Raw genomic sequence first — 26,265 nt, 5'->3', positions numbered from 1 at the left:
CCGCAAAAGAGAGCGGCTCTGGCCGCTCTCTTTTTTTAAACAGAGAGGTGAACAGATTGCGCGTTTATGAGCTTTCGCCACGGCTTCAGTCGGTGGCTGATCTGGTACAGGAGGGGGCACGTTTTGCTGATGTGGGTACAGACCACGCCTATCTGCCGGTCTGGCTGGTGTTGCAGGGAAAGATTGAGCGGGCAGTGGTGTCCGATCTGCGGGAGGGGCCGCTGAACCGGGCCCGGCAGACAGCGGCCCACTACAATGTGGAGGAGAAGCTGTCCTTCCGGCTTTGCAATGGCTTGACTGGTATTTCGCCTGATGAGGCGGACACCATCTCCATTGCCGGAATGGGCGGGGAGACCATTGCGGAGATTCTGGCGGCAGCCCCATGGACAGGGCAGGAGGGGCGCCGCCTGATTCTTCAGCCCATGACGGCTCAGGAGCAGCTCCGGGCCTGGCTATGGAATCATGGCTTCCGCATTCAGCAGGAAGTCCTGACCAAGGAGGGCCGGACGGTCTATGTCACAATCCTGGCTATGATGGGGGAGGAGGAACCATATACCCCCGCTGAGGCGTGGGCCGGGCGTCAGCATCCGGGCATGGAGGCGCCGCTGAGAGGGCAATACCTGGAGAAGCTGATCCACCGGGCGGAAGCTGCAACTGCCGGCGTGGCCCGGTCCAGCAAGCCTGGGGATGCTGCACGGGCAAAGGAACTGGAAGAAGTGGCCGCAGGCCTGCGGCAGATGAGAGAGGAGTGGAACGCATGGCAACAGTAATGGATATCTACCGTTTTCTGGACGCAAAAGCGCCGTTCAGCACCCAAATGAGCTTTGACAACGCCGGTTTTCTGGTGGGACGCGGAGATAAGAAGGTGCGCACAATCCTGGTGGCGCTGGACATCACTGAAGCGGTGGCGGAAGAGGCTGCCCAGATGGGCGCAGAGCTGATTGTGTCCCACCATCCGGTTATCTTTTTCCCCGTTAAGCATGTCACCGACCAGGACCCTGTCGGCCGAAAGCTGCTGTCCCTCCTGGAGCACAATATTGCCGCCATCTGCGCCCACACCAATCTGGACCTTGCCCCTGGCGGCGTTAATGACGCGCTGGCCCAGGCCCTGGGGCTGGAGCAGATCGGGCCTTTCAGCGAGGATGGCTTGGGCCGTACCGGCATGATCTCCGGAGGGCCCAGCGCAGAGAGCTTCGCTGTCCAGGTGAAGAAACGGTTGAGCGCCAACGGCGTCCGCTTTGTGGATGGAGGGCGTCCGGTTCATAAAGTGGCTGTGGGTGGAGGTGCCTGCGGGGACATGATTTCTGCTGCCGTGGCCTGCGGATGTGATACCTTTGTTACTTCTGATGTCAAGTACCATGAGTTCCAGGACGCGGAAGCGCTGGGGCTGAACCTGATTGATGCCGGACATTATCCCACGGAGAACGTGGTGTGTCCTGTGTTGGCGGAGTGGCTTCAGAAGGGCTTCCCTGATCTGCGGGTATACCTGTCCTGCCGTCATCATGAGGTGTTTTCCTACTGCTGACGGCCCACAAGGGGTTGAAAAGCGCACTTTTTTGTGATATACTGTCATACGCGAATTTTCAAGAGAGGAAGTATTCCGATGTCTGGACATTCCAAATGGCACAATATACAGAAAACCAAGGGCGCTGCTGACGCCAAGCGTTCTCAGATTTTTACCAAGATCGCCCGTGAAATGATCGTGGCGGTCAAGACCGGCGGCAGCGGAGATCCTGCCAACAACTCCCGCCTGGCTACCGTTATCGCGAAGGCAAAGGCCGCCAACATGCCCAACGACAATATTAAGCGTACCATCGATAAGGCGCTGGGGTCCGGCAACACTGACAGCTACGAAAACGTGGTCTATGAGGGCTATGGCCCCTGCGGTGTGGCCGTCATTGTGGAGGCCCTCACCGACAACCGCAACCGCACTGCCCCCTTTGTCCGCCATATTTTTGATAAGTACGGCGGAAATCTGGGCGCCACCGGCTGCGTGTCCTGGTCTTTTGATCAGAAGGGTGTGATCGTCATCGAGCGGGAGGACCTGGACGAGGACACTGTGATGATGGATGCTTTGGATGCCGGCGCCGACGACATGACTGCTGACGAGGACTGTTTTGAGATCACCACCTCTCCCGACGCATTTGGCGATGTGCTGGCCAAGCTGGAGGAGAAGGGATATGTATTCGCCTCTGCCGAGGTGGAGATGGTCCCGCAGAATTACGTCAAGCTGGAAAACGAGGACGACATCAAGAACATGGAGAAGCTCATCGACTTCCTGGAGGAGAACGATGACGTCCAGAATGTGTACCATAACTGGGAGCAGGACTAACCTGCCTGACAGCATCTGAAAAGCGTGCTCTGCGCGAAATGCGCGGAGCACGCTTTTTGTCTATCTCGCCGACAGCCTGCCGGAGCATCTGGCGGGCTATTTTTGTGTGGGACAAGGATTCATATTCTGACATATCCGCTCATAGGATTGTTCCAGTGATACAAGCCGCAAAAGAGGAGGGTTCCTATGAACAGAGGTATGACGGAGGGAGCGGATGTTCGGTTCCGCCAAGCGGCGGCTCTGCTGCCGTCACGGCTGCGTCAGGCTGCGGAACGGCTGAGCAGGGAACAGCAGAGACAGGTGGAGGAGCTGCGCCTGAGGAACGGCTATCCCATTACAGTGTCTGGACCAGAGGGGGAGCAGGTGATTCCGGGCTGCGAACAGCAGCCCCTGACAGAGCGGGATTTAGCTCAGGTGCTGGAGATTGCCACCCAGGCCTCTGCCCATACAGTGCTGGAGCAAGTGCGCAACGGATTTGTCACTGTTAAGGGTGGGCACCGCATTGGAATTTGCGGCAGCGGCGTGGTGCGGGACGGCGAGGTGTGCAACCTGAGGCGTCTGTCTTCGCTCTCGATTCGTGTGGCTCGTTCGCTGCCGGGCATAGCTGCCAGAATTTTGGACGGGCTTACAGTGAACGGTGTGCTCCAGAGTACCCTGATCCTCTCTCCGCCCGGCGGGGGCAAGACCACTCTGCTCCGGGACATAATCCGGGCGGTCTCCGACGGGGACGGAGTTACGCCTATGCGGGTGGGCATAGCCGACGAGCGGGGTGAGCTGGCCGCTATGTACGACGGTATCCCCCAATTGAACGTAGGCCGCCGCACTGATGTGCTGGACGGATGCCCCAAGGGCACAGCACTGCTGATGCTTCTGCGTGGGATGAATCCACAGGTTCTGGCGGCGGATGAGATTACCGCTCCGGCGGACTGTGCGGCGCTGGAGGCTGCGGCCAATTGCGGCGTCACCCTGCTGGCTACGGCTCACGCCTCCTCCGGAGGGGATCTGTGTGCCCGACCGCTTTACCGCCATCTGCTGGAGGCAGGGATATTCCGTCGGGCTGTTCTTATCCAGGGCGGAGGGAAGGAGCGTACCTATCAGGTGAAGCGGCTGGAGGGGGGAGCAGTGTGCTGAGGCTTTTGGGCGCAGTGCTGCTCACCGGCGGCGCGGGAATGATGGGGTTTGGCGCAGCGGCCAGGCTGAACCGGAGAGTGCGTACCCTCCGCCTGCTGACCGAGGCTTTGGAGCGGATGGAGCGGGAACTCTCCTTCCGTCTGACCTCCCTTCCGGAGCTGTTCACACTTCTTGCCGGCCACATTGCCCCGCCGGTGGGGAAGTTTTTTGCCTGCTGCCGGGACAGCATGTCCCATCTGGGGGAGGAGCGGCTGGAAGACCTGTGGAGGAATGCATTGGCGGCGTCCGATCTGGACCTGGGTGAGGAGGAACATCAGATTCTGGAGACGCTGGGCGGCATTTTGGGCCGGTACGACGGAGAAGGGCAGACTCAGGCCCTGGCCCTGGCCCGGACGCAGCTGGAGCGATGTCTGGAGGCGGCGACAGTGGAACGGGACAGAATGGGAAAGGTATACGGCGCGCTGGGCCTGGCCGCCGGTATATTTCTGGTCATTGTGTTCCTGTGAGGCGCAATACTCTGCCGCAGGGCGGAGGAAAGGGGAAGTTAAACCACAATGGACGTAGATCTGATTTTTAAGATTGCCGCCATCGGCATTCTGGTCTCAGTACTCAACCAGGTGCTCACTCGCTCGGGGCGGGATGAACAGGCCACAATGACTACGCTGACCGGACTGGTGGTGGTGCTGATGATAGTGGTACAGGAGATCAGCGATCTGTTCAATCTGGTAAAGAACCTGTTTGGCCTATGACAGATATCCTGAAAATTGCTGCCGTGGCCATCGCGGCGGCTCTGTGCGCAGCGGTGGTAAAAAAGCAGGTTAAGGAACTGGCCCTGGTGCTGGCACTAGCCGCTGGCGCAGTCATCCTTACCGCCGCGCTGGAGGCGCTGGAGAGCCTGCGGGCGCTGCTGGACGAGCTGGCCCAGCTGGCAGGGCTGGAGCCTGCCGTCCTGGCTCCAGTGGTCAAGACAGTAGGGGTAGCCATTATCACCAGAGTGACAGTGGAGATCTGCAGGGATGCCGGAGAGGGAGGTATTGCCTCCTTTGTCGAGATTGCCGGTTCAGCAGTGGCACTGTACCTGGCCCTCCCGCTGGTGAGAGCGGTACTGTCCGCCATTACCGGATTGTTGTAAGGGGGCGCCAATGAGAGCATACAGGATATGGGCCGTCGTGCTTCTGCTGTTGATACTGTTCTCTGGCGGAGCACGGGCGGCGGATATAGAGGATGAGGTGCTGACAGCCCAATCGGAGGTGCTGGATCTCCACGGTCTGGAGCAGGCTGCGGAGGAATATGGCGGTGGACAGGCCATCACGCCGGACACTGGTTTGGAGGAGGGGCTCCAGTCAATTCTGGACACTGGAAGTGATGAGGTATTTGGCGTGGTGCGTAAGGCGGTGCGCAGCGGTGTGGTGCTGCTCGCGGTGGTGCTGCTCTGCGCTCTGGCCGATGGGATGAAGGCAGCGGGACAGCAGAGCGGCGGGATTGATGTGGTATCGGTGACTGGGGCCCTGGCTGTTACCGCGGTGGCGGCAGCGGATGTGAATACCCTTGTAGGCCTGGGGCGGGAGGCATTGGACAAAATGAACATGTTCTCCAAGGTACTTCTTCCTGCCATCACCGCTGCGGCTGCTGCCAGCGGAGCGCCCAGCGGCGCCGCCGCCCGTCAGTTGGCTACTGTGCTCTTCTCTGATGTGCTCATGACGCTTATCACCCAGCTCCTCATCCCGCTGGTTTACGCTTACATTGCTGCCTCTGCCGCCTATGCGGCTCTGGGAAACGATGGACTTAAGCGCATCGGCGGCGTGCTGAAGTGGGTGGTGACCACTGTGCTCACTTCGGTACTTATCATCTTTGTGGGGTATTTGACTGTCTCCGGCGTCATTGCCGGCACGGCCGACGCCGCCACGGTAAAGGCGGCCAAGTTTGCGGTGTCCAGTGTGGTTCCCGTGGTGGGTGGTATACTTTCTGACGCAGCAGAGACTGTTCTGGTGGGGGCTTCCGTGCTGCGGAATACAGTGGGGGTGTTCGGCATGCTCACCGTGCTGGGTATCTGTCTTGTGCCTTTTCTCCAGCTGGGCATCCACTATCTGGCCTACAAGCTGACGGCTGCGCTGACAGGCACCGTGTCGGCCGGTCGGGTTACCGGGCTAATTGACAGTATCGGCGGAGCGTTTGGGCTGGTGCTGGGTATGACGGGCGCCTGTGTCCTTTTGATGTTGGTATCCATTATTTCGGCAATTTCGGTGGTGACAGTATGATAGAACTAATCCGGGACTGGCTGGTAGGTATTACCTGCGGCGCCGTCATTGTGGCCCTGGCAGACAGTCTGTCTCCCAATGGAACTGTGCGGAAGATCGGACGCCTTACCGGCTCTCTTGTGCTGGTGCTGGCCATGATCCAGCCGGTGCTCCGTATCGACAGCCGGACCTTTGCAGGAATTCTGACAGAGTACCGGCTTGAGGCGATGGGGGCGGTGGATACACTGGAGGAGGAGAATGGCAGATTGATGAAAGATATCATAGCTGAAGAGACCAGCGCATATATTTTGGACAAGGCGGAGGAGCTTGGCGTTATCTGCCGGGTTCGGGTGACCGCCTGGACAGAGTCGGGGGACTATCCGGTGCCTGACGGGGTCGAGATTGCAGGCGAGCTGACTCAGGGAGAACGGGCAGCTCTTACCAGAGTAATCGCGGCAGATCTGGCCATCCCTGCTGAGCGGCAACACTATGTGGAGGATGTGAAATGAAAGGGACGTTTCATTGGGAACGGCTGACGCAGAGGGCAGCGGCACTCTTTCAAAAATACAAGTATGTGCTTGTGGTCATTGCGGCCGGCATCATATTGCTGCTTCTGCCTTTTAGAAGTGAGGACAATCCGGCGGCCGGAGATGCGGAGACACGGACAGAGAGAGGCGAAACAGTATTTCAGGTGGAGGAGATGGAGCGTAGGTTGGAGCAGGCGCTCTCCAGGGTGGACGGAGCGGGGGAGGTGACAGTAGTTCTTACAGTAAAAAGCGGCGCTCGTCAAATCCTGGCTCAAGACTCCAGCCGATCCGCAGAGGAGAGCGCTACCAGCACGGTGGTAGTGTCCACCGGCTCGGGTACAGAGAATGCGGTAGTAGTTCAACAGATCTACCCACAATACCAGGGGGCACTGGTGGTATGTCCGGGTGGCGGCGATCCGGCGGTCTGTCTCAAACTGATGGACGCGGTATCCGCTCTCACCGGCCTGGGCGCTGATAAAATATCCATATGCAAATCAAAATAACGATAAACGGTGAAAGGATTGGTTCAAGATGAAGCTCTGGAAACGAAACGCGGTGGTGGCGGCCATTGTCCTCTTTGTGTGCGTAGCAGTCTACCTCAACTGGTCCTACCACAAGGATAATGACGCGGATGCAGGAAAGACCCTGGGGGAGGCAGCGCTGGTGGATAACCAGACTGGAGATCCCCTCCTGACTGGAAGCACGGTCTCCGCCTCGCCTTCGCCCTCGCCCAGTACTGGAGGAAGCGGAGAAGCAGCCGAACCGCAGGCGCAGGATAACACGTCGAAGACGGGAAACAGCAGTTATTTTGACTCCGCTCGGCTCAATCGGCAGCAGGCCAGGGACAGCGCCCTTTCTCTGCTCCAGGAGGCGGCTGGAGACGAGAACGCAGATCAGGCGATGAAAGATGAGGCCAACGCCTCCATCCAGACCATGGCCAGCGTTACAATTAGTGAGGCTCAGATTGAAAATCTGGTCACAGCCAAGGGCTATGCCGACTGCGTGGCCTTTATCGGAGACAACAGCGTATCTGTTGTAGTATCCAATAACGGCCTGGGTCTTACCGATGCCGACGTAGCCAAGATTACCGAGATTGTCACGAATGAGACTGGCATGGAGGCAAGTCAAATCAAAATTATTGAGGCCACAGAGGAATAGCGCCTGAATACCGGACGGACAGCCCGCGGAGGAAAAAACACGGGCTGTCCGTCCGGCTGTACGCGTTGGGAAAGGTTTTCGGACAACGGGTAAAAATATGTTTGTTATTTTCTGCAGTTTGTGGTACAATGCTTAAAGATATCGGACCCTATACTGTACGACATAAGGAGTGTGACCTTTATGGGCGAAGGCAAAGAGTATGTTTCCCGCCCCGATGAGATGGGAAACATCCATATATCTGAGGATGTTATGGCGGTTATTGCCGCCGCCGCCGCGCTAGAGGTAGAAGGTGTCGGCAGCCTGGCGGCCAATCTGGGCAACGATTTGGTGGAGATGCTGGGCGGTAAGAAGAACCTGGCGAAGGGCGTCCGTGTCTCCAGCAATGAGGACGGCAGCCTGACTGTTGATGTGGGCATCTTGGTGAAGTACGGCTATACTATCCCCGAGGTGGCTTCCAAGGTACAGGACGCTGTGTTCTCCAGCCTTGAGAATACCAGCGGTCTGACTCCTGCATGTGTCAATGTGAATGTCACCGGCATTACCTTTGACCGGGACGCCAAGCGGCCCCAGTAATACCTGCTATAAAAGAGCATTGGGCGCGGCCCCCGCGCTCAATGCTTTTTTGCGTACAGGTGCAAAACTGGGGGTTTATCTTTGGCCGGACATTGTATATAATAGGGTTATATTCATTGGACTATCCATTTATGAGAGAAATAGCAGGGCCGGCAGACCGGCCCGCGACGGAGGAAGAGACATGACCAGGACCAACGCCAGAGAAATTGCCGTGCACCTCACCTTTGAGCTTAGCTTTACCGACCAGACCGCTGATGAGCTTCTGAGTACGGCCCTGACGCGCGCGACTTTTGCACTCATCGGGGAGGAGGAGCCTCTTTACGCCGAATATCCCAACGCCAAGCAGCGAGAGTACATAAGCGAGCTTGTACGTGGGGTTTACCTCCACTGCCCCGAGCTGGACGATTATATCTCCCGCTACGCCATCGGCTGGACCTTCTCCCGAATCCCCCGGCTGGCAGTGGCTGTAATGCGGGTAGCCATGTATGAGATTCTCTACATGCAGGATGTGCCCAATGCCGCGGCCATCAATGAGGCGTTGGAGATTGCGAAGGGGTATGAGACTCCCGAGGTAGTCTCCTTCATTAACGGCATCCTGGGCTCCTTTGTCCGCCAGGAGTCCATTCCCGAGCGGGCGTCTGCCTTCCAGGCGGAGGATATTTTTGACGCCGAGCCCACTGAAGGAGAGAGCGAGGCGGCTCCCAAAGTATGACCGAACTGCGCTGTCTGGGCCTTGATACCAGCAACTACACCACTTCTGTGGCTGTATTTGATGGAACCTCAGGGGAGAACATCGGACGTCTGCTGGACGTGCCCTCTGGCACCCTTGGGCTGCGCCAGAGCGACGCCTTGTTCCAGCATGTAAAACGGCTGCCTGAACTCTTTGAGCAGCTTCACGAGAAACATTTGCTCCATGAACTGGCTGCTGTGGGTGCCAGCACCCGCCCCCGGGCAGTGGACGGTTCCTACATGCCCTGCTTCTTGGCGGGAGAGGGGCAGGGGCGCGCTCTGGCTGCTGCTTTGAATGTGCCTTTTTTCCCGGTGTCACACCAGCAGGGCCATATTGCTGCCGCGGCCTGGTCTGCCGGTCAGTTGGATCTGCTGGATGAGCCCATTCTGGCGTGGCACCTCTCCGGCGGCACTACGGAGCTGCTGTATGTAGAGCCGGAAGGGGTCAATGTTCACGCGCAGGCCATCGGCGGTACCAGCGACATCTCTGCCGGGCAGCTCATCGACCGGACCGGGAAGCTGCTGGGCCTGGATTTCCCCAGTGGAAAGGCCCTGGATGTCCTGGCCCGGGAGTCCCAGAGCGAGAAACGCTTTAAGGTGAAGCTTAACGGCTGCGCCTTCTCCCTCTCCGGCGTGGAAAACCAGGTGAAGGCCATGGCGGAGCGGGGGGAAGCCCCTGCCGACATTGCCCGTTTTACGCTAAATACCATTGCTGACGCAGTTGTCAGGGCCACAGTAGCAGCTCTGGAGGAGCGGCCTGGACTGCGTGTGCTCTGCTCCGGCGGTGTGGCTTCCAATACGCTTCTGCGTGAGAAGCTGAAGGGAGCGGTCTTTGCTGAGCCCAGGTATTCTACGGATAACGCCATGGGTGTGGCTATTCTGACTTGGCGGAGCGTACAGGCGGAGGGAGGACACCCGTGAGAAATGATACGGTCTATACCGTCGCCCAGGTCAATCAGTATATCAAGGATCTGCTGGATGGGAATGACATGCTCTCCGGCATCTATATCCGGGGTGAGATCTCCAACTATAAGATGTATCCATCCGGACATCACTATTTCTCTCTGAAGGACGAAGGAGGGGCTATTCGCTGCGTCATGTTCCGCAGGGAGGCGTCTGCTCTCCGGTTCCGGCCGGAGAACGGCATGAAGGTAGTTGCCTTCGGCCGGGTGACGGTGTTCCCCCGGGATGGGCAGTACCAGCTCTACGTCAGCGCTCTGACGCCTGATGGCGTGGGTGACCTCTATGTGGCCTTTGAACAGCTCAAGGCCAGGCTGTACGCCGAGGGCTTGTTTGACCCAGCTCATAAAAAAACAATTCCTCACTATCCCCGGCGCATTGCTCTGGTGACCTCGGCCGCCGGTGCAGCGGTGCGGGATATGCTGCGGATTCTGAAAGCACGATGGCCCATGGCCCAGGTAGCCGTGGTACCAGTACGGGTCCAGGGAGCGGAGGCCCCTGGCGAGATTGCCGCGGCGCTGGGCTGGGTCAACCGACTAGGTTTGGCCGACCTCATTATTACCGGCCGGGGCGGCGGTTCCATGGAGGATCTGTGGGCGTTTAATGAGGAGATTGTAGCCCGGGCCATCTATGCCTCCCAGATTCCGGTGATCTCTGCTGTGGGGCATGAGCCGGACGTGACCATTGCGGATTTTGTGGCAGACCTGCGCGCGGCCACACCTTCCAATGCGGCGGAGCTGGCAGTTCCGGATCAGAATGATGTGATGGGACAATTGGCGCACCTGTCGGCTCGAATGAATCAAGCTATGTCCCGCCGCCTGGAAGAGCTGTCTTCCAGGCTGGAACATCTGTCAGGCAGCCGGGCTTTACAAAATCCCATGAATTACATTGAGGACCGGCGTGTTCTGCTGGATTATCAGCGTACGCGGCTGGCCCATGGCCTCTCAGGCGCTCTGAATTGGGAGCGTCAGCGTTTTGCCCGGCTGGCGGCGGCCCTGGACGCTATGAGTCCTTTGAAGGTACTGGCAAGAGGCTATGCCATTCCAAGGCGGGAAGATGGTACCGTAGTGCGTTCTAAAGATGACGTGACAGCGGGTGATACTGTGAATTTGCGGGTGTCAGACGGAGAAATTCCCTGTATTGTAAAGGAGCATTGATTAACAGATGGCAGAGAAAAAGCTGACCTTTGAACAGGCTATGGCCCGTTTAGAGGAGATTGTATCTAAGCTAGAGCAGGGAGACGCACCGCTGGAGGATGCTCTGGCGCTTTTTGAGGAAGGAACAAGCCTGATGAAGAAGTGCTCTACTATGCTGGACAAGGCGGAGCAGAAGGTCATCAAGCTGACGGCTGCTCCGGATGGAACACCGGTGGAGCAGCCTATGGACCAGAATATTTAGCGGTTCTCCCGGCAGAGATGTGTGTGGTGTCTCTGCGTGTTTTTTGGCGCAAGACAACCTGATTTAGGTTAGGAGCGCTGAAGTTTTGCAGGACAAAGGAGTTTCCAGGATGATGTATGAAGAAGTGCTCCGTGCGGACCGAGCTTTAGTTGAAGATTATTTACGGCACTGTTTCGCGGGGCGGGAGTCCCGCGCCGATCTCTATGACGCCATGTTGTATAGCCTGCTGGCGGGAGGAAAGCGCCTTCGGCCTGTGCTGACGCTGGAGACCTGCCGTATGTGCGGGGGAGACGTGAATACTGCGCTGCCTTTTGCATGTGCAGTGGAAATGGTTCACACCTATTCCCTGATCCACGACGATCTGCCTTGCATGGATGACGACGATTTGCGCCGTGGGCGTCCGACAAACCATAAAGTCTACGGTGAGGCCACTGCAGTCCTGGCTGGGGATGCTCTGCTAACCGCTGCTTTTGAGACCATCGCTGAGCACGGTACAGCACTCAGTGCGAAACGGGCGCTGGAAGCTGCCGCCTGCCTGGGCCGTGCGGCCGGAGCGCGGGGGATGGTTGGAGGTCAGGCGCTAGATATGGCGGGAGAGGGACACTCTCTGGCTCTATCTGAAGTGGAGGAGCTCCAACGGTTGAAAACTGGAGCGCTTATTTCTGCGGCGGCTGAAATTGGCTGCATTGTGGCCGGCGGCGGGGAGCAGGAGCGAAAGGCAGTGCGGCAGTATGCTCAACTGCTGGGACTGGCTTTTCAGATTCGGGATGATATGCTGGATGTAAATGGAGATGAGGCTAAACTGGGCAAGCCTGTTGGGTCGGATGCTGCCAATGAGAAGGTGACGTTTGTCAGCCTCAAGGGGATAGAAGAATCTGAGAAGCTGGTGTGCGAGAAGACCGAAGCGGCCAAAGAGACACTGCGGAATACCTTTGAGGACACCGGATTCCTCTGCTGGCTGGCAGATAAATTGGTGAAACGGGAGAAGTGACCACATATGGAATTGAATGCCGCCAATTACCATCTGGGCAATCTGATTCTGATTTTAGCTGCTGTTTCCTGGGCTGCTGCCCAAGTATTGAAGGTAGTAATTCAGCTTTTGATCAAACGCCGGCTTGATTGGCGCCAAATTTGGGCCAGCGGCGGTATGCCCAGTTCTCACTCTGCCTTTGTCTGTGCCTGTGCCGCGTCTACAGGTATGCTGTATGGCTTTTCTTCGCCGCTGTTTGCCATTGCGACAGTGGTGGCCATTGTGGTGATGTACGACGCCGCCAATGTCCGGAAAGCCGCCGGAGAGCAGGCCAAAATCCTCAATTACATGATGGACCACTGGAGTGAGATGAAGCCAGAGCTCTTCGGAAAAGAGCTGAAAGAGTTGCTGGGCCATACGCCCATGCAGGTGGTCATGGGTGCACTGCTGGGCATTGCTATTGGCTTGGTGGGGGCCTTTCTGATTCGATAAGTTATTTATATAGAGGTGCCTATGATTCAGCAAGCGGATATTCCGGATATCAAGCATATAACGGACTGTGAAGCTGAGACGCTTTGCACCCGTATTCGTGCCGGACTGATTGACTCCGTATCCAAGACCGGAGGGCATCTGGCCTCCAACTTGGGTGCGGTTGAGATTACGGTAGCCCTTCACAGGGTGTTTGATTTTACGCGGGACAGATTGGTCTTTGATGTAGGACACCAGTGCTATACCCATAAAGTTCTTACGGGTAGGGCAGATGAGATGGCCAACCTACGTATGTTTGGCGGACTGGCTGGCTTTCCGAAGCCTGCAGAGAGTATTTGCGATGCCTTTATCGCTGGACATGCGTCCAATTCCGTATCCGTAGCGACTGGAATGGCAAGAGGGCGGACGATCCTTGGTGAGAATTACTATGTAATTGCGCTTATTGGCGATGGTGCACTCACTGGCGGTCTGGCATATGAGGGACTCTCTGATGCCGGAAATAGCGGAGAGCGGATGCTTGTTATCCTCAATGACAATGGCATGTCAATTACGAAGAATGTGGGCGGCATTGCAGAGCATTTGGCCCGACAGCGCCTTAAACCCCAGTATTTGCGGTTTAAAAAAGGATATCGGAAGATAACCAGTACGCTGCCGGGGGGAAAGACCCTCTATCGGATTACTCACAGAATAAAAAAAGCAGTTAAGGAGACATTGCTGCCTTGCTCTTTCTTTGAAGACATGGGTTTTACTTATTTGGGTCCAGTAGACGGCCATGATGTAAAGAGATTGACCAGCCTGCTCCGGTATGCCAAGGATATTGAAGGCCCTGTCCTGCTCCATATAAGGACTGTAAAGGGAAATGGGTATGCACCTGCTGAACAGAATCCAGATCGTTTTCATGGTGTAGGGCGCTTTTGCGTGCAGACAGGTGAGCCCCTGTCTGCAGGAAGTCCCAACTTCTCCTCCGCATTTGGCGAGGCGCTCTGTGAGCTCGCTGAAGATGATCGAAGAATTTGTGCTATTACGGCAGCAATGCGGGACGGTACAGGTTTAGGTGAGTTTTCCAAGCGGTTTCCAACGCGCTATTTTGATGTGGGCATCGCAGAAGGGCATGCTACGGCTATGTCAGCCGGAATGGCTAAGCAGGGCCTAGTACCGGTTTTTGCAGTTTATTCTACCTTCCTTCAACGCAGCTATGATATGCTGATCCACGACGTTGCGATTCAAGGACTCCATGTGGTTTTTGCAGTGGATCGGGCCGGACTGGTGGGGGAGGATGGAGAGACCCATCACGGTGTTTTTGATACGGCTTTTCTGGATACAGTTCCAGGTATGACGGTTTTATGTCCGGCCAGCTTTGCCGAACTGAGAACTATGCTGGCCTATGCTATAAAAGAAGTGTGTGGTCCTGTGGCGCTGCGTTATCCCCGCGGAGGAGAGGGCACATACACGGCAGACGCTGGGACAGCGCCTGCCGTCCTGCTGCAGAAGGGCAATGACATTACTTTGGTTGGATACGGGGTCATGATAAATGAGGTGCTCCGTTGCGCCAAACTGCTTGAGCAGCGCGGCATATCTGCTGAAGTTATAAAGCTAAATATAATTACACCAATTGATATTCAAATAATTCAACGCTCTGTTTCTAAAACGGGCAGGCTTCTCGTAGCAGAGGATGTGATGGATGCCAACTGTGTGGGACGCCGAGTTGCCGCTGAATTGGCGCTGACGGGCATACCAGCGCCCAAAATGGCACTTTGCAACCTTGGGCGTGCTTTTGTGTCCCACGGGTCAGTAGCTGAACTGAGGAAGCTCTGCGGATTGGATGGAGAAAGTCTCTGCCAGAAGGCACTGGAGGTCTGTACACATGTCTAAGAAACGATTGGATGTCCTGCTCTGCGAGCGTGGATTGATGGAAAGCCGTCAAAAAGCGCAGGCTGTGATTATGGCAGGGCAGGTCTATGTGGCCGGCCAGAAGGTAGATAAAGCTGGGGCTCAGATTGAGGAAAGCGCCGAAATTGAGGTGCGCGGTAAGACCTTGTCCTATGTCAGCCGGGGCGGGCTGAAGCTGGAGAAGGCCATGCAGACCTTCCCCATTGTGCTCACTGGTGCAATCTGCGGAGATATTGGAGCCTCAACTGGGGGATTTACGGACTGTATGCTGCAGAATGGTGCAGCTAAGGTCTATGCTGTGGACGTGGGGTATGGACAGCTGGCATGGAGCTTGCGGAGTGATGAGCGCGTTATCTGTATGGAACGAACCAATGCCCGGTATCTCACTCATGAACAAATTCCGGATGAGCTGGACTTTGCAAGTATTGACGTCTCTTTTATTTCACTGCGACTGATTCTGCCTGCAGTGCGAGGACTGCTGAAGCCGGATGGGCATGTAGTATGCCTGGTCAAGCCTCAGTTTGAAGCAGGGAAAGAGAAGGTGGGAAAGAAAGGGGTGGTCCGGGATCCAAAGGTACATCTGGAGGTTCTGGAGCAGTTTCTCATAAACGCCCGAGATGCAGGCTTTGCTATAAAGGATATGACCTATTCACCCGTTCGGGGACCTGAAGGAAATATAGAATACCTCGGTTTTTTGTCTGCCGGTATCTCGGAAGATACTTGGCGAGGAGATTTGGAGGCTCTGGTATTGGCCTCTCATAACGCATTAGAGAGGGAATGAGTTTATGAAAGTTGTGCTGAGCCCCAATCCATACCGGGACAAAGGACTGCGTGCGGCCCAGGCTGCAGAGCGGATTTTAAAAGCGGCTGGGGTTGAAACTGTCATTTGCCTGCCATTTACACCGGAAAAGAGCAGCCGGGTCGAACTGCCGAAAAATTTGCATTTTTCCGAGATGCAGCGTGAACTGTCTGGGGCAGATGTTCTGATATGTTTTGGCGGCGACGGTACGATTTTACACGCCGCAAAGGATGCAAATGCCCATAATGTCCCGATTTTAGGGGTTAACCTTGGCAGTGTCGGCTTTATGGCTGAGCTGGAGCAGGGGGAACTGCAGCAACTGACAAAACTGGCATCCGGGAAATACAGTGTTGAGTCCCGAATGATGTTGGATGTAAAGGTGTTCCACGACGGTAAGGTAATCTACGAGGATATTGCGTTGAATGACGCTGTAATTACCAAAGGCGCGGTGGCCCGGATCATTGATTTCTCTGTGTACGGGGATCGGAAGCTGATCTCTGACTTTGCAGGCGACGGTGTTGTGGTCTGCACACCTACCGGTTCCACAGCCTACTCTATGTCAGCCGGCGGACCGATTGTAGAGCCTACGGCGGAGAACCTGATTGTGACACCTATTTGTGCCCATGTACTCCATTCCCGTTCCATGGTGCTCAGTCGTGAGCGTACAGTGGCCATTCGTATGGGGCGACTAGCCAGAAAGATGGCCTATCTGTCCGTTGATGGAGGAAAGGCGCACAAACTCTCAGGAGGAGATATCGTCGAAGTACGAAAATCTGAGTCTAAGACTAGACTGGTGTGTCTCACTGGACGCAGTTTTTATGAAATTCTCCATCAAAAACTTGGAAACGGGTGAAAAATATGAAAAGTAAACGACAGGAGGAGATCCTCCGTATCATTGAAGAGGTAGATGTGGAGACTCAGGATCAGCTCTTGGAACAGCTGCGCCTGCGGGGCGTCACTTCAACCCAGGCCACGATCTCCCGAGATATCAAGGAACTCCATCTGATCAAAGAGCTGACTGGATACGGCACCTATAAATACGTGGTGTCTGAGCGCAAAACTTCCCTCAACTTTGCCGGACGCCTGCGCACTATCTTCAAGGAAGGCGTTACATCCTTCGATGTGGCGCAGAATATTGTGGTGGTCAAGACTATGCCTGGCCTGGCCTCAGCTGCCTGTGCCGCGGTGGACGGCATGGAAATTCCGGATTTGGTGGGTAGTCTGGCGGGGGATGATACTGCCCTGCTGATCATGCGTACCAATGAATCCGCAGCTGAGTTCTGCAATGAAATTCATAAGATGCTGAAGTAAGTTCCACCAGATGGACGGTGATTGCTGTGCTCTCTCTGCTGCACATTGAAAATATTGCGGTAATTGAATCGGCAGATATCCAGTTTGACGCCGGCTTCAACGCCCTTACCGGCGAGACTGGTGCGGGAAAATCCATTGTAATCGATGCTATCGGCGCGGTCATTGGCGAGCGCACCAGCCGTGACCTCATCCGCACTGGAGCCAAATCAGCCTTGGTGGAGGCGGTATTTACCGACCTTCCCAAGCTGCCCTGGTTTGAGGAGAATGGAGAAGGGCCGGATGAGGAGGGCAATCTGATTCTCCGCCGGGAAATTCACCCGGATGGGAAGAACACCTGCCGTCTGGGAGGTCGGCTGATTACGGTTTCCCAGCTGAAGGCCCTGGGCAGCCAGTTGGTCAACATCCATGGACAGCATGACGGCCAGCAGCTGCTGGATGAGCGGTGTCATCTGAGCTATCTGGATTCCTTTGGTGGAACCAATGGAGCGCTTGCGGACTATCAGACTGCCTATGGCGCGCTGATATCGATTCGCCGGGAGATGGAGGCCCTGCGGATGGATGAGGCGGAGCGTGCCAGGCGGATTGACAGCCTCAATTATCAGATTTCCGAGTTGGAGCGGGCTCAGCTCAAGGCAGGAGAGGAGGCTGCGCTGACAGAGCGCCGTACTCTGCTGCGCAATGCCGGCAAGCTTATTGAGGCAGTGGAGCGGGCCTGTTTTGCTCTGTCCGGCGATGAGGACAGGGATGGCGCGGCATCCCTCCTGGCCGCTGCGGAGGATGCTCTGGGCCCGGCGGCGGGCATGAGCACGGAGGCGGCCGGAATTTTGGAGCAGGTGTCTGAGCTGCGCTGTACGGCGGACGATGTGGCGGAGACGTTGCGTGACTTGCGGGAGAGCTTTGACTTTGAACCGGGTGAGCTGGACGAGTTGGAGAGCAGGTTGGACATCATCTACCGCCTGAAAAAGAAATACGGCAGCTCTGAGGAGGAGATGCTGGCCTATCTGGATCGGTGCAAAAAAGAGCTGGATGAAATCCAGTATGCTGACGACACGATTGTCCGTCTGGAGAAGAAATATGCCGCCGTACTGAAGGAAGCGAACTGTAAGGCAAAATTACTTTCTGATGCGCGCCATAAGGCGGCTGAGGCTCTCCAGATTCGGATTCAGAGAGAACTGGCACAGCTGGATATGCCAAAGGTTCAGTTCAGAGTGGAGTTTGGTGGCAAGGCCTGTGAAGAGGGACTGGACAGTACTGGAATGGATGAGGTGCAGTTCCTTATGTCCGCCAATGTGGGCGAGGCACTGAAGCCCATTCAGAAGATTGCCTCCGGCGGTGAGTTGGCCCGTATCATGCTGGCACTGAAAAACGTACTGGCTGAAAATGATGATGTAACCACCTTGATTTTTGATGAGGTGGACACCGGCGTCTCTGGCCGGGCGGCGCAGAAGGTGGCTGAAAAGATGGCGGATGTGGCCCGGCATAAGCAGGTTCTGTGTGTCACTCATCTGCCTCAGATCGCCGCCATGGCAGACGTTCATTTCTCGGTTCAGAAGGTGGAGAGAAAGGGAAGGACCTTTACAGAAGTTGCCCGACTGGACCGAGATGCCAGAAAGGCGGAATTGGCCCGTCTGACTTCCGGCGAGGCCATTACCGCTGCATCTCTGGCCAGTGCTGGGGAGCTATTGGACGGCGCCGCCCGGTATAAGAGCCGCAGCCATGTGCGTGGATAAACTTATTTATGCCTGCATTGTCCATGCGGGGTTGACAAGCTGGCAACGCTGTGGTATAGTTCAGATAATTTCAGATTGCCATCGCGATGAAGAGGATAAGTATCCGGTTTGCCGCCGTTCAGAGAGCCCCTGTTTTGGTGCGAGGGGGAGGGCGGATCTGGTGAAATACACCTTGGAGCAGCCGCCTGAACGCAAAATGCTATTAGGGCTGTGTCGGGTGCGCCCGTTACCGCGCCGGGGTGTGTTGGCACTCCATGAGGCCGTCTCTGTGAGGAGGCGGCGAACCAGAGGTGGTACCGCGTAATACTACGCCCTCTGTCCGCAATGGACAGGGGGCGTTTTCTATGCCTGAGTCCCTGCTGCGACCGGCTCCATGAGATGGATAACGCCAGATGTCCACACTGCGGAAAACAACTGTATTGATGAAACAGAAGAAGGAGAACGGACAATGACTATTTATGACGAACTGAAGGCCCGCGGCCTGGTGGCTCAGGTTACGGATGAAGAGGAAATCAAGGAGCTCATCAATAACGGAAAGGCTACCTTCTATATCGGCTTTGATCCTACTGCTGATTCCCTCCACGTGGGCCACTTTATGGCGCTGATGCTGATGCGCCGCCTTCAGAAGGCGGGCAACCGGCCCATCGCCCTCATCGGCGGTGGCACTGGCATGGTGGGCGACCCCTCTGGCCGCTCTGATATGCGCTCTATGATGACCGTGGAGACCATCCAGCACAACTGTGAGTGCTTCAGGAAGCAGATGAGCAAGTTTATCGACTTTTCCGAGGGGAAAGCCCTGATGCTCAACAACGCTGACTGGCTGATGAAGCTCAACTACGTGGAGCTGCTGCGGGAAGTGGGCGCCTGCTTCTCCGTCAACAACATGCTGCGGGCCGAGTGCTACAAGCAGCGTATGGAGAAGGGTCTCAGCTTCTTGGAGTTCAACTACATGATCATGCAGTCCTATGACTTTTACCACATGTTCCAGACTGTGGGCTGCAATCTCCAGTGCGGCGGCGACGACCAGTGGTCCAACATGCTGGGCGGCACCGAGCTCATTCGCCGCAAACTGGGTAAGGACGCCTATGCCATGACTATCACGCTGCTGCTGACTTCTGAGGGCAAGAAGATGGGTAAGACCCAGAAGGGGGCCGTCTGGCTGGACCCGGCTAAGACTACTCCTTACGAGTTCTATCAGTACTGGCGGAACATCGGCGATGCCGATGTGCTCAAGTGCCTGCGGATGCTCACCGACCTGCCGCTGGAGCAGATCGACGAGATGGACAAATGGGAAGGCGCCCAGCTCAATACTGCCAAGGAGATTCTGGCCTATGAGCTGACCAAGCTGGTCCACAGCGAGGAGGAGGCCATGAAGGCTCAGGATGCGGCCCGCGCCCTCTTCTCCCAGGGAGGAGACAAGGCTAATATGCCCACTACTACCCTGACTGCTGATGACTTGGCCGACGGTTCTGTGACTGTGCTGGACCTGATGCTTAAGTGCGGCCTGGCTCCTTCCAAGAAGGAGGCCCGCCGTCTGGTGGAGCAGGGCGGCGTGGAGGCCGATGGCGTGAAGGTGACTGATATCACCCGCACGTTTGCCGCCGATGAGCTGTCTGGCGAGGGTATTATCCTGAAGAAGGGCAAAAAGGTCTATCACCGTGCTCTGCTGAGCTAATGAAAACCGGGCATCCCATCATTGGGATGCCCGGTTTTCATTGCGTCCTTACACAGGGCATGATACAATAAGGCCAAGCGGAAGGGGGAAGTGAAGTATGGAGGAACGAGTGCCGAAGAGAAAGTGGTATATTTTAGATGGCAGAGCAGTATCAAATCTGCTGGTAGTGCTGATAGGAATACTTTTTTACATGGCATTGCATAATTTTGGAGCACTACAGAAGAAAGCAGATGAATTCTTGGGTGTGCTCTCGCCTTTTATCGCCGGCTTCGCCATTGCATATCTGCTCAATACACCCATGGACTTTTTTGAGCGCCGGGTCTATTGCAATCTGAAGCGTAAACGGGGTCTCTCTGTACTGACAGTATATCTTTTGGCGCTGGTTGTGGTGGTAATTCTGCTCAACCTGATTCTCCCACAGGTTGTTGAGAGCGTTGTAGCTCTGGTGAGCAATATGTCCACCTATATCAGCAATCTGAATATCTTCGTACAGGACCTGATTGACCAGTATCATTTAAAGGGAGAGGGGATCACGGATCTGGTAACCCTCTATCAGGATATTTTGAAGCGGGCTGCTGAGTGGGTGTCGCAGAAGATGCCGGAACTGCTGAGTCTGGGTGTAAAAGTGGGCAATGTGGTTATCTCTGCAGTGACGGCGCTGATCTCCTCCGTTTATATGCTGGCGGGGAAGGGCCGTCTGGTTCCACAGCTCAAAAAGATGATTTATGCCTTCCTGCCCACATCTAAGGCAAATCAGTTCCTCAGTATCTGTCGCCATGCAAACGGAGTTTTTGTAGGCTTCATCAACGGAAAGCTTATTGACAGCGCTATTATTGGCGTACTCTGCTTTATTCTAAATCTGATTTTCCGTATTCCGTTCCCTATGCTGGTAGCCGTGGTCGTGGGTGTGACGAATGTCATCCCCTTTTTTGGCCCTATCGTCGGGGCGGTACCCTGTGTGATGATTCTCCTGATTGTGGATCCGTGGGCTGCGGTACGATTTGGTGTGCTGGTGATTGCCCTCCAGCAGTTTGACGGCAATATTCTGGGCCCTAAAATTCTGGGCGACAGCACTGGCCTCAACGCCATCTGGGTCCTGGTGGCTATTGTAGTAGGCGGTGGGCTGTTTGGTTTCCCCGGCATGCTGCTGGGCGTGCCTACCTTTGCGGTTATCTATGCTCTGGTGCGGGAGTGGACTAATAACCGCCTCAAGGCTAAGGGGATTGACGGCAATGGAAAACCGGCCCATGATTCCGGTAAAGATGAAGGCGGTTCCCAGGAATAGCGTGCAAAAAGCTCCGATTCCATATGGAATCGGAGCTTTTCATGCTAAAGTGGCAAGCAAGCCTGTAAGCCGGGTTCTGTCTTTTAAGACAGCCATCTATCTAGCCGTACCGTTGCCGGTACGATCAAGCCGCCTCCTGAGAACGGCCGGGCCGGCCATATGTTCTCCCACGGCGTTGCTCCGGATAGAGGTTACAGCGACGAGCAGTTCCCAGTCGTCGGGCGGGCTCTTACCTCCGCCTTTCCACCCTTACCACGCAGCGCGTGGCGGTATATCTCTGTTGCCCTTTTCCTAGGGTCGCCCCCGGCGGGTGTTACCCGTTATCCTTGCCCTGTGGAGCCCGGACTTTCCTCACATCGGGCCTTTCGGCCTCGATCCGCGGCTGTCCAGCTTACTTGCAACGGGTTATATTGTATCGTATGAGGAGGGAAATGTCAAATAAAACTGGGACGGACTGCGCAGGAACGTATAGTTACGATTGAAATTTATCGATATGGGTTATATAATATAAAAGTTAACGACTGATTTTTCCGAAGGGGGGAATTCCTATGAATTCCACAATACAGGAATATTTAGATTCCCTGAGGGGAAAGCGCATTGCGGTCATCGGTATTGGCGTTTCCAATACGCCGTTGATCAAAATGTTGCTGCGGGCCGGACTGTCCGTGACGGCCTGTGACAAAAAGGAGCGCAAGGACTTCGACGGTCTTATTGAAGAGCTGGAGAGTCTGGGAGCGGAGGTGCGTCTTGGACCTGACTACATGGACGGTCTGGACCAGGATATCATCTTCCGGACACCTGGCCTCAGGCCCGACGCGACGCCTCTGCTGGCCGCCCGGGAGCGGGGGAGCGTTATAACCTCGGAGATGGAGGTATTCTTTCAGGTCTGTCCCTGTGAGATTATTGCCGTCACTGGAAGCGATGGAAAGACCACAACCACAACTATTATCTCGGAGCTATTGAAAAAGGCTGGATACAACGTCTATGTGGGCGGAAACATCGGTAAACCGCTGCTGTCTGAGACCCCCAACATGGACCCGGATGATATGGTGGTACTGGAGCTGTCCTCCTTTCAGCTGATGACCATGGATATGAGCCCTGATATCGCCGTTGTCACCAATGTTGCTCCCAACCATCTGGACGTACATAAGTCCATGGAGGAGTATGTGGCGGCCAAGGAGAATATCTTCATCCACCAGTGCCCGGATAACCTGGCGGTATTTAACTGGGACAACGAGATCACCCGCGGCTTTGCGGAGAAGGCTCCCGGCAATGTGATGTGCTTCAGCCGCCAGGAGATCTTAGACCGGGGCGTTTACGTGAAGGACGAGGCTATCTGGTGCTCTGACCGGGATGGACACCGGAAGGTTCTGTCCCTGTCTGATATTCTGCTGCCCGGCAGCCACAATGTGGAAAACTACATGGCCGCCATTGCCGCAGTCAACGGACTGGTATCCGATGAGACCATCCGGCTCTTTGCCCGGAGCTTCGGCGGCGTGGAACACCGTATTGAGCTGGTGCGGACCGTGGACGGTGTCCGGTACTACAATGATTCCATTGCCTCCAGCCCCACCCGAACCATTGCCGGCCTGCGTTCCTTTGAGGGGAAAGTCATCCTCATTGCAGGCGGATATGATAAGCACATTCCCTTTGATGTGCTGGGGCCAGAAATCGTAGAACATGTAAAGGAACTTATACTGACAGGCGATACGGCGGAGAAAATCCGTACGGCAGTGGAAAACGCACCAGGCTACAACGGCAGTAACCCGCCTATCCGTATGTATCAGGACTTTGAACAGGCGGTTCTGGCTGCCCACAGCATGGCTCAGCCAGGAGACGTGGTTCTTTTGTCCCCGGCCTGTGCCTCCTTTGACAGGTTTAAAAACTTTATGGAACGGGGAAACACTTTCAAGCGGATTGTGCGGGAGCTGTAACCCCTGTGAAAGAGGAAGTGAATCACTTGGATATTCGAAATGCACTGGAGCGGCTGTGCAGCCAATGCGCTCCCTCCGGTTTTGAGCGCCCTGCAGCCGAAGTGGCTGCGGAGCTGTTACGGCCCTTTGTGGACGAAGTGTCCATCGATCGGATGGGCAACGTGATTGGTGTGCGCCGTTGCGGCCGGAAAGATGCGCCCCGTCTGCTGCTGGACGCCCATTTGGACGAAATTGGTCTGATTGTCACTGGCGTGGAGGACGGCTTCCTCCGTTTCCGCAGTATTGGCGGCGTAGATCCCCGGATGCTGCCTGACCGGGAGCTGACCATTCTCACTAATCCGCCTATCTTTGGCGTGGTAGCCTGTATGCCGCCTCATGTGCTTAAAAAAGGAGACTCCGATAAGGCTCTCCCTCTGGATAAGCTCTTTATTGATGTGGGCATGAGCCAAGACGAGGCTGCGAAGGCTGTGCCTGTAGGAACGCCAATCGTCTACCGTGGCAGCTGCTTCCCGTTGGGAGAGGAGCAGATGTGCGGCAAGTCCATGGATGACCGGGCCTGCTTTGTGACACTGCTCCGGGCAGCCGAGCTGCTGAAGGACAAGGAGTTGGACGTGGACCTCTACATTATGGGCAGCACCCGGGAGGAAGTCTCCGGCGCAGGCGCTAAGGCTGGCACCTTTGCCATTGACCCGGACTACTGCGTGGCAGTGGATGTGACTCATGGCCGGACGCCGGACGGCCCCAAGGACCGCTCCTGTGAGCTGTTCGGCGGAGCAGCCATTGGCATTGGACCCAACATGACCAGCTGGATGACCCGCCGCATGAAGGCCAAGGCGGAGGAAAATCAGATCCCCTGGCAGCCCGAGGTCATGGCCGGTCATACCGGTACCAACGGCTGGCATATGCAGATCAGCCGGGAAGGCGTGGCCACTTCTGTTATCTCTCTGCCGCTGAAGTATATGCATACCCCTATTGAAGTGCTGGCCCTGGAGGACATGGAGTCAGTGGCAAAGCTGCTGGCCGCCTTTGCGGAGGGGCTGGGAGAGGAGGCGGAAGTCCTATGCTGAAGGATACCATTCGTGAGCTGTGTCTGCTGGACGGCGTATCCAGCTTCGAAGAGGACGTGCGGGCCTACATCAAGGCCGCGGCGGCCCCTTACGCCGACGAGATGCGGGTGGACCCCATGGGCACCCTCATTGTATTCAAAAAGGGGAAAAAGTCTACCGGTTCCAAACTGCTGCTGGCCGCCCACATGGATGAGGTAGGGCTGATTATCCGCAGCATCACCGATGAGGGCTATCTGAAGTTTGCCTGCGTAGGCGGGATTGACCGCCGCGTGCTTATGGGCAAGATTGTCCGGGTGGGAAAAAAACGCGTTCCCGGAGTCATTGGCCTGAAAGCCTACCATCTGGTCAGCGAGGAGGAGGAGCGGAAAGTTCCGAAGGTGGAGGACCTCTATCTGGACATTGGTGCCAGAAGCAGGGAAGAGGCGGAGAAGCTGGTGGAAATCGGCGACTTTGCTGCGTTTGACAGCGACTGGACTGAATTCGGCAGCGGTTTTGTGAAAGCCAAGGCTCTGGATGACCGTGCAGGCTGTGCCATTATGCTGGAACTGCTGAAAGAGGACCTGCCCATGGACTGTACCTTCGCTTTTACCGTGCAGGAGGAGGTGGGCTGCCGGGGTGCCTTCGGCGCGGCATTCTCTGTCAATCCGGAAATCGCCCTGGTGCTGGAAACCACCACTGCCGCCGATCTGGCCACCACACCTGCCCATAAAAAGGTCTGTACCCTGGGCAAAGGTCCGGTTGTCCCCTTTATGGACGGAGGCTCCGTGGCCGACAGGGGACTCTTTGAGCTGATGAGAAACCTGGCTGAGCAAAACCAGATTCCCTGGCAGACGAAGAGTTACATCTCTGGAGGCAATGATGCTTCCGCCATTCAGCGCAGCCGCGAGGGTGTACGTACCATTGTGGTGAGCGCAGCAGTCCGCTATCTCCACGCCCCCGCCAGTGTGGCCTGCTTGGGGGACTTTGACCATATCTTAAATCTGGCGCGGCTTTTTATTGGAGCCATTGCCGGACAGGAGGAGTAAATCAAAATGGATATTCTCAAGACACTCCAGGCGCTCAACGCCTGTCACGGCCCTGCCGGCGATGAATCCGGCATCGCTGACGCCATTGAGGCCCTGGCTGCCCCCTATGCTGACAAAATTAAACGGGATACCATGGGGAACTTGATTGTTCGCAGGAAGGGCAAGGGACCCAAGATCATGTTCGCCGCCCATATGGACTCCATTGGCTTCATTGTCACCCACATTGATGAGCACGGTTTTCTCCGATTTGGCAAACTGGGCGGGCTCCATGCCTTCGATCTGCTGGGCACCCCTGTTCGCTTCAAGAGCGGTGTCCGGGGTGTAGTCTGCCTTGACAACAGTGTGGCGCCCAAAGACATGACTCTGGAGGACCTGTATCTGGATATCGGAGCCAAGGACGCAGAAGAGGCCAGGCATATGGTCCGTGTGGGGGATACCGCTGTCTATGACACGGCTGTCTTTGCCGCCGGCGACCGCATTGTCTCACCCTATATGGATAACCGTATCTCCTGCGTGGTGCTGCTGATGGCCCTGGAGCAGCTGAAGGACAGTGACAACGACTTGTACTTTGTCTTTACTGTTCAGGAGGAGCTGGGCCTCCGCGGAGCCCGTACCGCCGCGTTCGGCATTGACCCCGACTTCGGCGTGGCGGTGGATGTGACCCCTGCTGATGACGAGATGAACCCCAAACATACCTGCAGCAGCGTGACTGGCGGGGGAGCGGCCATCAAGGTAATGGACGGCTCAGTTATCTGCCATCCTCAGGTCGTCCGTACCATGGAGAAGCTGGCAGAGGAGAAGGGAATCAACTTCCAGATGGATGTAATTCGAGCCGGCGGCACCGACGCGGGTGCCATCCATCAGACCCGCTCGGGCGTACCCAGCGGCGGAATCTCCATCCCCTGCCGCTATGTACACTCGCCCGCTGAGATGGTAGACCGCCGGGACGTGGAAGCCTGTGCCGCCCTGGCAGCTGCCTTTGCCCAGGCGGAGCACAAGGATTGATTTTTGCCTTCGCAGCCGAAAAACTTAGATAGAATGGAAT

29 protein-coding genes, 1 other RNA gene and 1 other annotated feature are annotated in these 26,265 nt (G+C 56.1%); of the genes, 29 read left to right on the top strand and 1 reads right to left on the bottom strand.

The features are described 5' to 3' along the window. The first annotated feature begins 47 nt into the window (after positions 1 to 47). From Q0K06_RS01150 to Q0K06_RS01030, 25 genes are all read left to right on the top strand, one after another. Positions 48 to 770, top strand: a complete 723-nt coding sequence (locus Q0K06_RS01150; RefSeq protein ID WP_294547465.1) for a class I SAM-dependent methyltransferase — start codon at positions 48 to 50, stop codon at positions 768 to 770. Continuing rightward, positions 758 to 1,525 (top strand): Nif3-like dinuclear metal center hexameric protein, encoded by a 768-nt coding sequence (locus Q0K06_RS01145; protein ID WP_294547463.1) that lies wholly within the window; start codon positions 758 to 760, stop codon positions 1,523 to 1,525. Before Q0K06_RS01150 ends, Q0K06_RS01145 begins: the two co-directional genes overlap by 13 nt. Positions 1,526 to 1,603: 78 nt before the next feature. After that, positions 1,604 to 2,332, top strand: a complete 729-nt coding sequence (locus Q0K06_RS01140) for a YebC/PmpR family DNA-binding transcriptional regulator (protein ID WP_294547461.1) — start codon at positions 1,604 to 1,606, stop codon at positions 2,330 to 2,332. 186 nt (positions 2,333 to 2,518) lie between these two features. After that, positions 2,519 to 3,463: a stage III sporulation protein AB gene (locus tag Q0K06_RS01135; protein ID WP_294547459.1), complete on the top strand. Its 945-nt coding sequence runs from the start codon at positions 2,519 to 2,521 to the stop codon at positions 3,461 to 3,463. Next, positions 3,457 to 3,969, top strand: a complete 513-nt coding sequence (locus tag Q0K06_RS01130; protein ID WP_294547457.1) for a stage III sporulation protein AB — start codon at positions 3,457 to 3,459, stop codon at positions 3,967 to 3,969. Before Q0K06_RS01135 ends, Q0K06_RS01130 begins: the two co-directional genes overlap by 7 nt. 48 nt (positions 3,970 to 4,017) lie before the next feature. Continuing rightward, positions 4,018 to 4,212 (top strand): stage III sporulation protein AC, encoded by a 195-nt coding sequence (spoIIIAC, locus tag Q0K06_RS01125; RefSeq protein ID WP_294547455.1) that lies wholly within the window; start codon positions 4,018 to 4,020, stop codon positions 4,210 to 4,212. Further along, the gene (locus tag Q0K06_RS01120) at positions 4,209 to 4,595 is read left to right on the top strand and encodes a SpoIIIAC/SpoIIIAD family protein (protein WP_294547453.1); all 387 of its coding nucleotides are present in this window, start codon (positions 4,209 to 4,211) and stop codon (positions 4,593 to 4,595) included. The genes spoIIIAC and Q0K06_RS01120 overlap by 4 nt, the downstream gene beginning before the upstream one ends. A 37-nt stretch (positions 4,596 to 4,632) precedes the next feature. After that, positions 4,633 to 5,721 (top strand): stage III sporulation protein AE, encoded by a 1,089-nt coding sequence (locus tag Q0K06_RS01115; protein WP_294547451.1) that lies wholly within the window; start codon positions 4,633 to 4,635, stop codon positions 5,719 to 5,721. Then, complete coding sequence (locus tag Q0K06_RS01110; protein ID WP_294547448.1) at positions 5,718 to 6,209, top strand: stage III sporulation protein AF; 492 nt, start codon at positions 5,718 to 5,720, stop codon at positions 6,207 to 6,209. The genes Q0K06_RS01115 and Q0K06_RS01110 overlap by 4 nt, the downstream gene beginning before the upstream one ends. Next, entirely contained in the window at positions 6,206 to 6,730 is a 525-nt protein-coding gene (locus Q0K06_RS01105; RefSeq protein WP_294547446.1) for a stage III sporulation protein AG, read from the top strand. Before Q0K06_RS01110 ends, Q0K06_RS01105 begins: the two co-directional genes overlap by 4 nt. A gap of 28 nt (positions 6,731 to 6,758) precedes the next feature. Then, on the top strand, positions 6,759 to 7,385 hold the full coding sequence (locus tag Q0K06_RS01100; RefSeq protein WP_294547445.1) for a SpoIIIAH-like family protein: 627 nt from the start codon (positions 6,759 to 6,761) through the stop codon (positions 7,383 to 7,385). A gap of 180 nt (positions 7,386 to 7,565) precedes the next feature. After that, positions 7,566 to 7,958 (top strand): Asp23/Gls24 family envelope stress response protein, encoded by a 393-nt coding sequence (locus Q0K06_RS01095; RefSeq protein WP_294547443.1) that lies wholly within the window; start codon positions 7,566 to 7,568, stop codon positions 7,956 to 7,958. 181 nt (positions 7,959 to 8,139) lie between these two features. Further along, on the top strand, positions 8,140 to 8,670 hold the full coding sequence (nusB, locus tag Q0K06_RS01090) for a transcription antitermination factor NusB (protein WP_294547441.1): 531 nt from the start codon (positions 8,140 to 8,142) through the stop codon (positions 8,668 to 8,670). After that, positions 8,667 to 9,608: a DNA-binding protein gene (locus Q0K06_RS01085; RefSeq protein WP_294547439.1), complete on the top strand. Its 942-nt coding sequence runs from the start codon at positions 8,667 to 8,669 to the stop codon at positions 9,606 to 9,608. The genes nusB and Q0K06_RS01085 overlap by 4 nt, the downstream gene beginning before the upstream one ends. Further along, a complete protein-coding gene (gene xseA / locus Q0K06_RS01080; RefSeq protein ID WP_294547437.1) occupies positions 9,605 to 10,804 on the top strand; it encodes an exodeoxyribonuclease VII large subunit in 1,200 nt (399 codons plus the stop codon). Before Q0K06_RS01085 ends, xseA begins: the two co-directional genes overlap by 4 nt. A gap of 7 nt (positions 10,805 to 10,811) precedes the next feature. Beyond that, positions 10,812 to 11,045, top strand: a complete 234-nt coding sequence (gene xseB / locus Q0K06_RS01075; RefSeq protein WP_294547435.1) for an exodeoxyribonuclease VII small subunit — start codon at positions 10,812 to 10,814, stop codon at positions 11,043 to 11,045. Between the two features lie 109 nt (positions 11,046 to 11,154). After that, positions 11,155 to 12,036, top strand: a complete 882-nt coding sequence (locus Q0K06_RS01070; RefSeq protein WP_294547433.1) for a polyprenyl synthetase family protein — start codon at positions 11,155 to 11,157, stop codon at positions 12,034 to 12,036. A 6-nt stretch (positions 12,037 to 12,042) separates the two neighbouring features. Beyond that, positions 12,043 to 12,507: a divergent PAP2 family protein gene (locus Q0K06_RS01065; RefSeq protein WP_294547431.1), complete on the top strand. Its 465-nt coding sequence runs from the start codon at positions 12,043 to 12,045 to the stop codon at positions 12,505 to 12,507. Between the two features lie 21 nt (positions 12,508 to 12,528). Then, positions 12,529 to 14,376, top strand: coding sequence for a 1-deoxy-D-xylulose-5-phosphate synthase (gene dxs, locus Q0K06_RS01060; protein ID WP_294547429.1), 1,848 nt, complete (start codon positions 12,529 to 12,531; stop codon positions 14,374 to 14,376). Beyond that, entirely contained in the window at positions 14,369 to 15,175 is an 807-nt protein-coding gene (locus tag Q0K06_RS01055) for a TlyA family RNA methyltransferase (protein WP_294547427.1), read from the top strand. Before dxs ends, Q0K06_RS01055 begins: the two co-directional genes overlap by 8 nt. A 4-nt stretch (positions 15,176 to 15,179) precedes the next feature. Then, positions 15,180 to 16,046 (top strand): NAD(+)/NADH kinase, encoded by an 867-nt coding sequence (locus tag Q0K06_RS01050; RefSeq protein ID WP_294547425.1) that lies wholly within the window; start codon positions 15,180 to 15,182, stop codon positions 16,044 to 16,046. Between the two features lie 5 nt (positions 16,047 to 16,051). After that, positions 16,052 to 16,504, top strand: coding sequence for an arginine repressor (locus tag Q0K06_RS01045; RefSeq protein ID WP_294547423.1), 453 nt, complete (start codon positions 16,052 to 16,054; stop codon positions 16,502 to 16,504). A 26-nt stretch (positions 16,505 to 16,530) separates the two neighbouring features. Then, complete coding sequence (gene recN / locus Q0K06_RS01040) at positions 16,531 to 18,234, top strand: DNA repair protein RecN (RefSeq protein ID WP_294547420.1); 1,704 nt, start codon at positions 16,531 to 16,533, stop codon at positions 18,232 to 18,234. A 77-nt stretch (positions 18,235 to 18,311) separates the two neighbouring features. Next, positions 18,312 to 18,553, top strand: a binding site (T-box leader). A gap of 129 nt (positions 18,554 to 18,682) precedes the next feature. After that, on the top strand, positions 18,683 to 19,909 hold the full coding sequence (tyrS, locus tag Q0K06_RS01035) for a tyrosine--tRNA ligase (protein ID WP_294547418.1): 1,227 nt from the start codon (positions 18,683 to 18,685) through the stop codon (positions 19,907 to 19,909). 97 nt (positions 19,910 to 20,006) lie between these two features. Continuing rightward, entirely contained in the window at positions 20,007 to 21,194 is a 1,188-nt protein-coding gene (locus Q0K06_RS01030) for an AI-2E family transporter (RefSeq protein WP_294547416.1), read from the top strand. Between the two features lie 49 nt (positions 21,195 to 21,243). Here Q0K06_RS01030 and rnpB read toward each other — a convergent pair. Further along, an RNA gene (gene rnpB / locus Q0K06_RS01025) (RNase P RNA component class A) lies at positions 21,244 to 21,592 on the bottom strand. Positions 21,593 to 21,742: 150 nt separating this feature from the next. Between rnpB and murD the strand changes: the two genes are divergently transcribed. The 4 genes from murD to Q0K06_RS01005 are packed head-to-tail and all read left to right on the top strand — an operon-like array spanning position 21,743 to position 26,225. Beyond that, positions 21,743 to 23,128, top strand: coding sequence for a UDP-N-acetylmuramoyl-L-alanine--D-glutamate ligase (gene murD, locus Q0K06_RS01020; RefSeq protein WP_294547414.1), 1,386 nt, complete (start codon positions 21,743 to 21,745; stop codon positions 23,126 to 23,128). A 26-nt stretch (positions 23,129 to 23,154) separates the two neighbouring features. Then, entirely contained in the window at positions 23,155 to 24,195 is a 1,041-nt protein-coding gene (locus tag Q0K06_RS01015) for a M42 family peptidase (protein ID WP_294547411.1), read from the top strand. After that, positions 24,189 to 25,220 carry a M42 family metallopeptidase gene (locus tag Q0K06_RS01010; protein WP_294547408.1) on the top strand — a complete coding sequence of 344 codons (1,032 nt, stop codon included), beginning with the start codon at positions 24,189 to 24,191 and terminating at the stop codon, positions 25,218 to 25,220. Before Q0K06_RS01015 ends, Q0K06_RS01010 begins: the two co-directional genes overlap by 7 nt. Before the next feature lie 6 nt (positions 25,221 to 25,226). Continuing rightward, complete coding sequence (locus Q0K06_RS01005) at positions 25,227 to 26,225, top strand: M42 family metallopeptidase (protein WP_294547405.1); 999 nt, start codon at positions 25,227 to 25,229, stop codon at positions 26,223 to 26,225. The last annotated feature ends 40 nt before the right edge of the window (positions 26,226 to 26,265 follow it).

It is taken from the genome of uncultured Pseudoflavonifractor sp. (assembly GCF_944387805.1).
Lineage (GTDB): Bacteria > Bacillota > Clostridia > Oscillospirales > Oscillospiraceae > Pseudoflavonifractor.
This window is presented reverse-complemented; position numbering and strand designations above follow the sequence as displayed.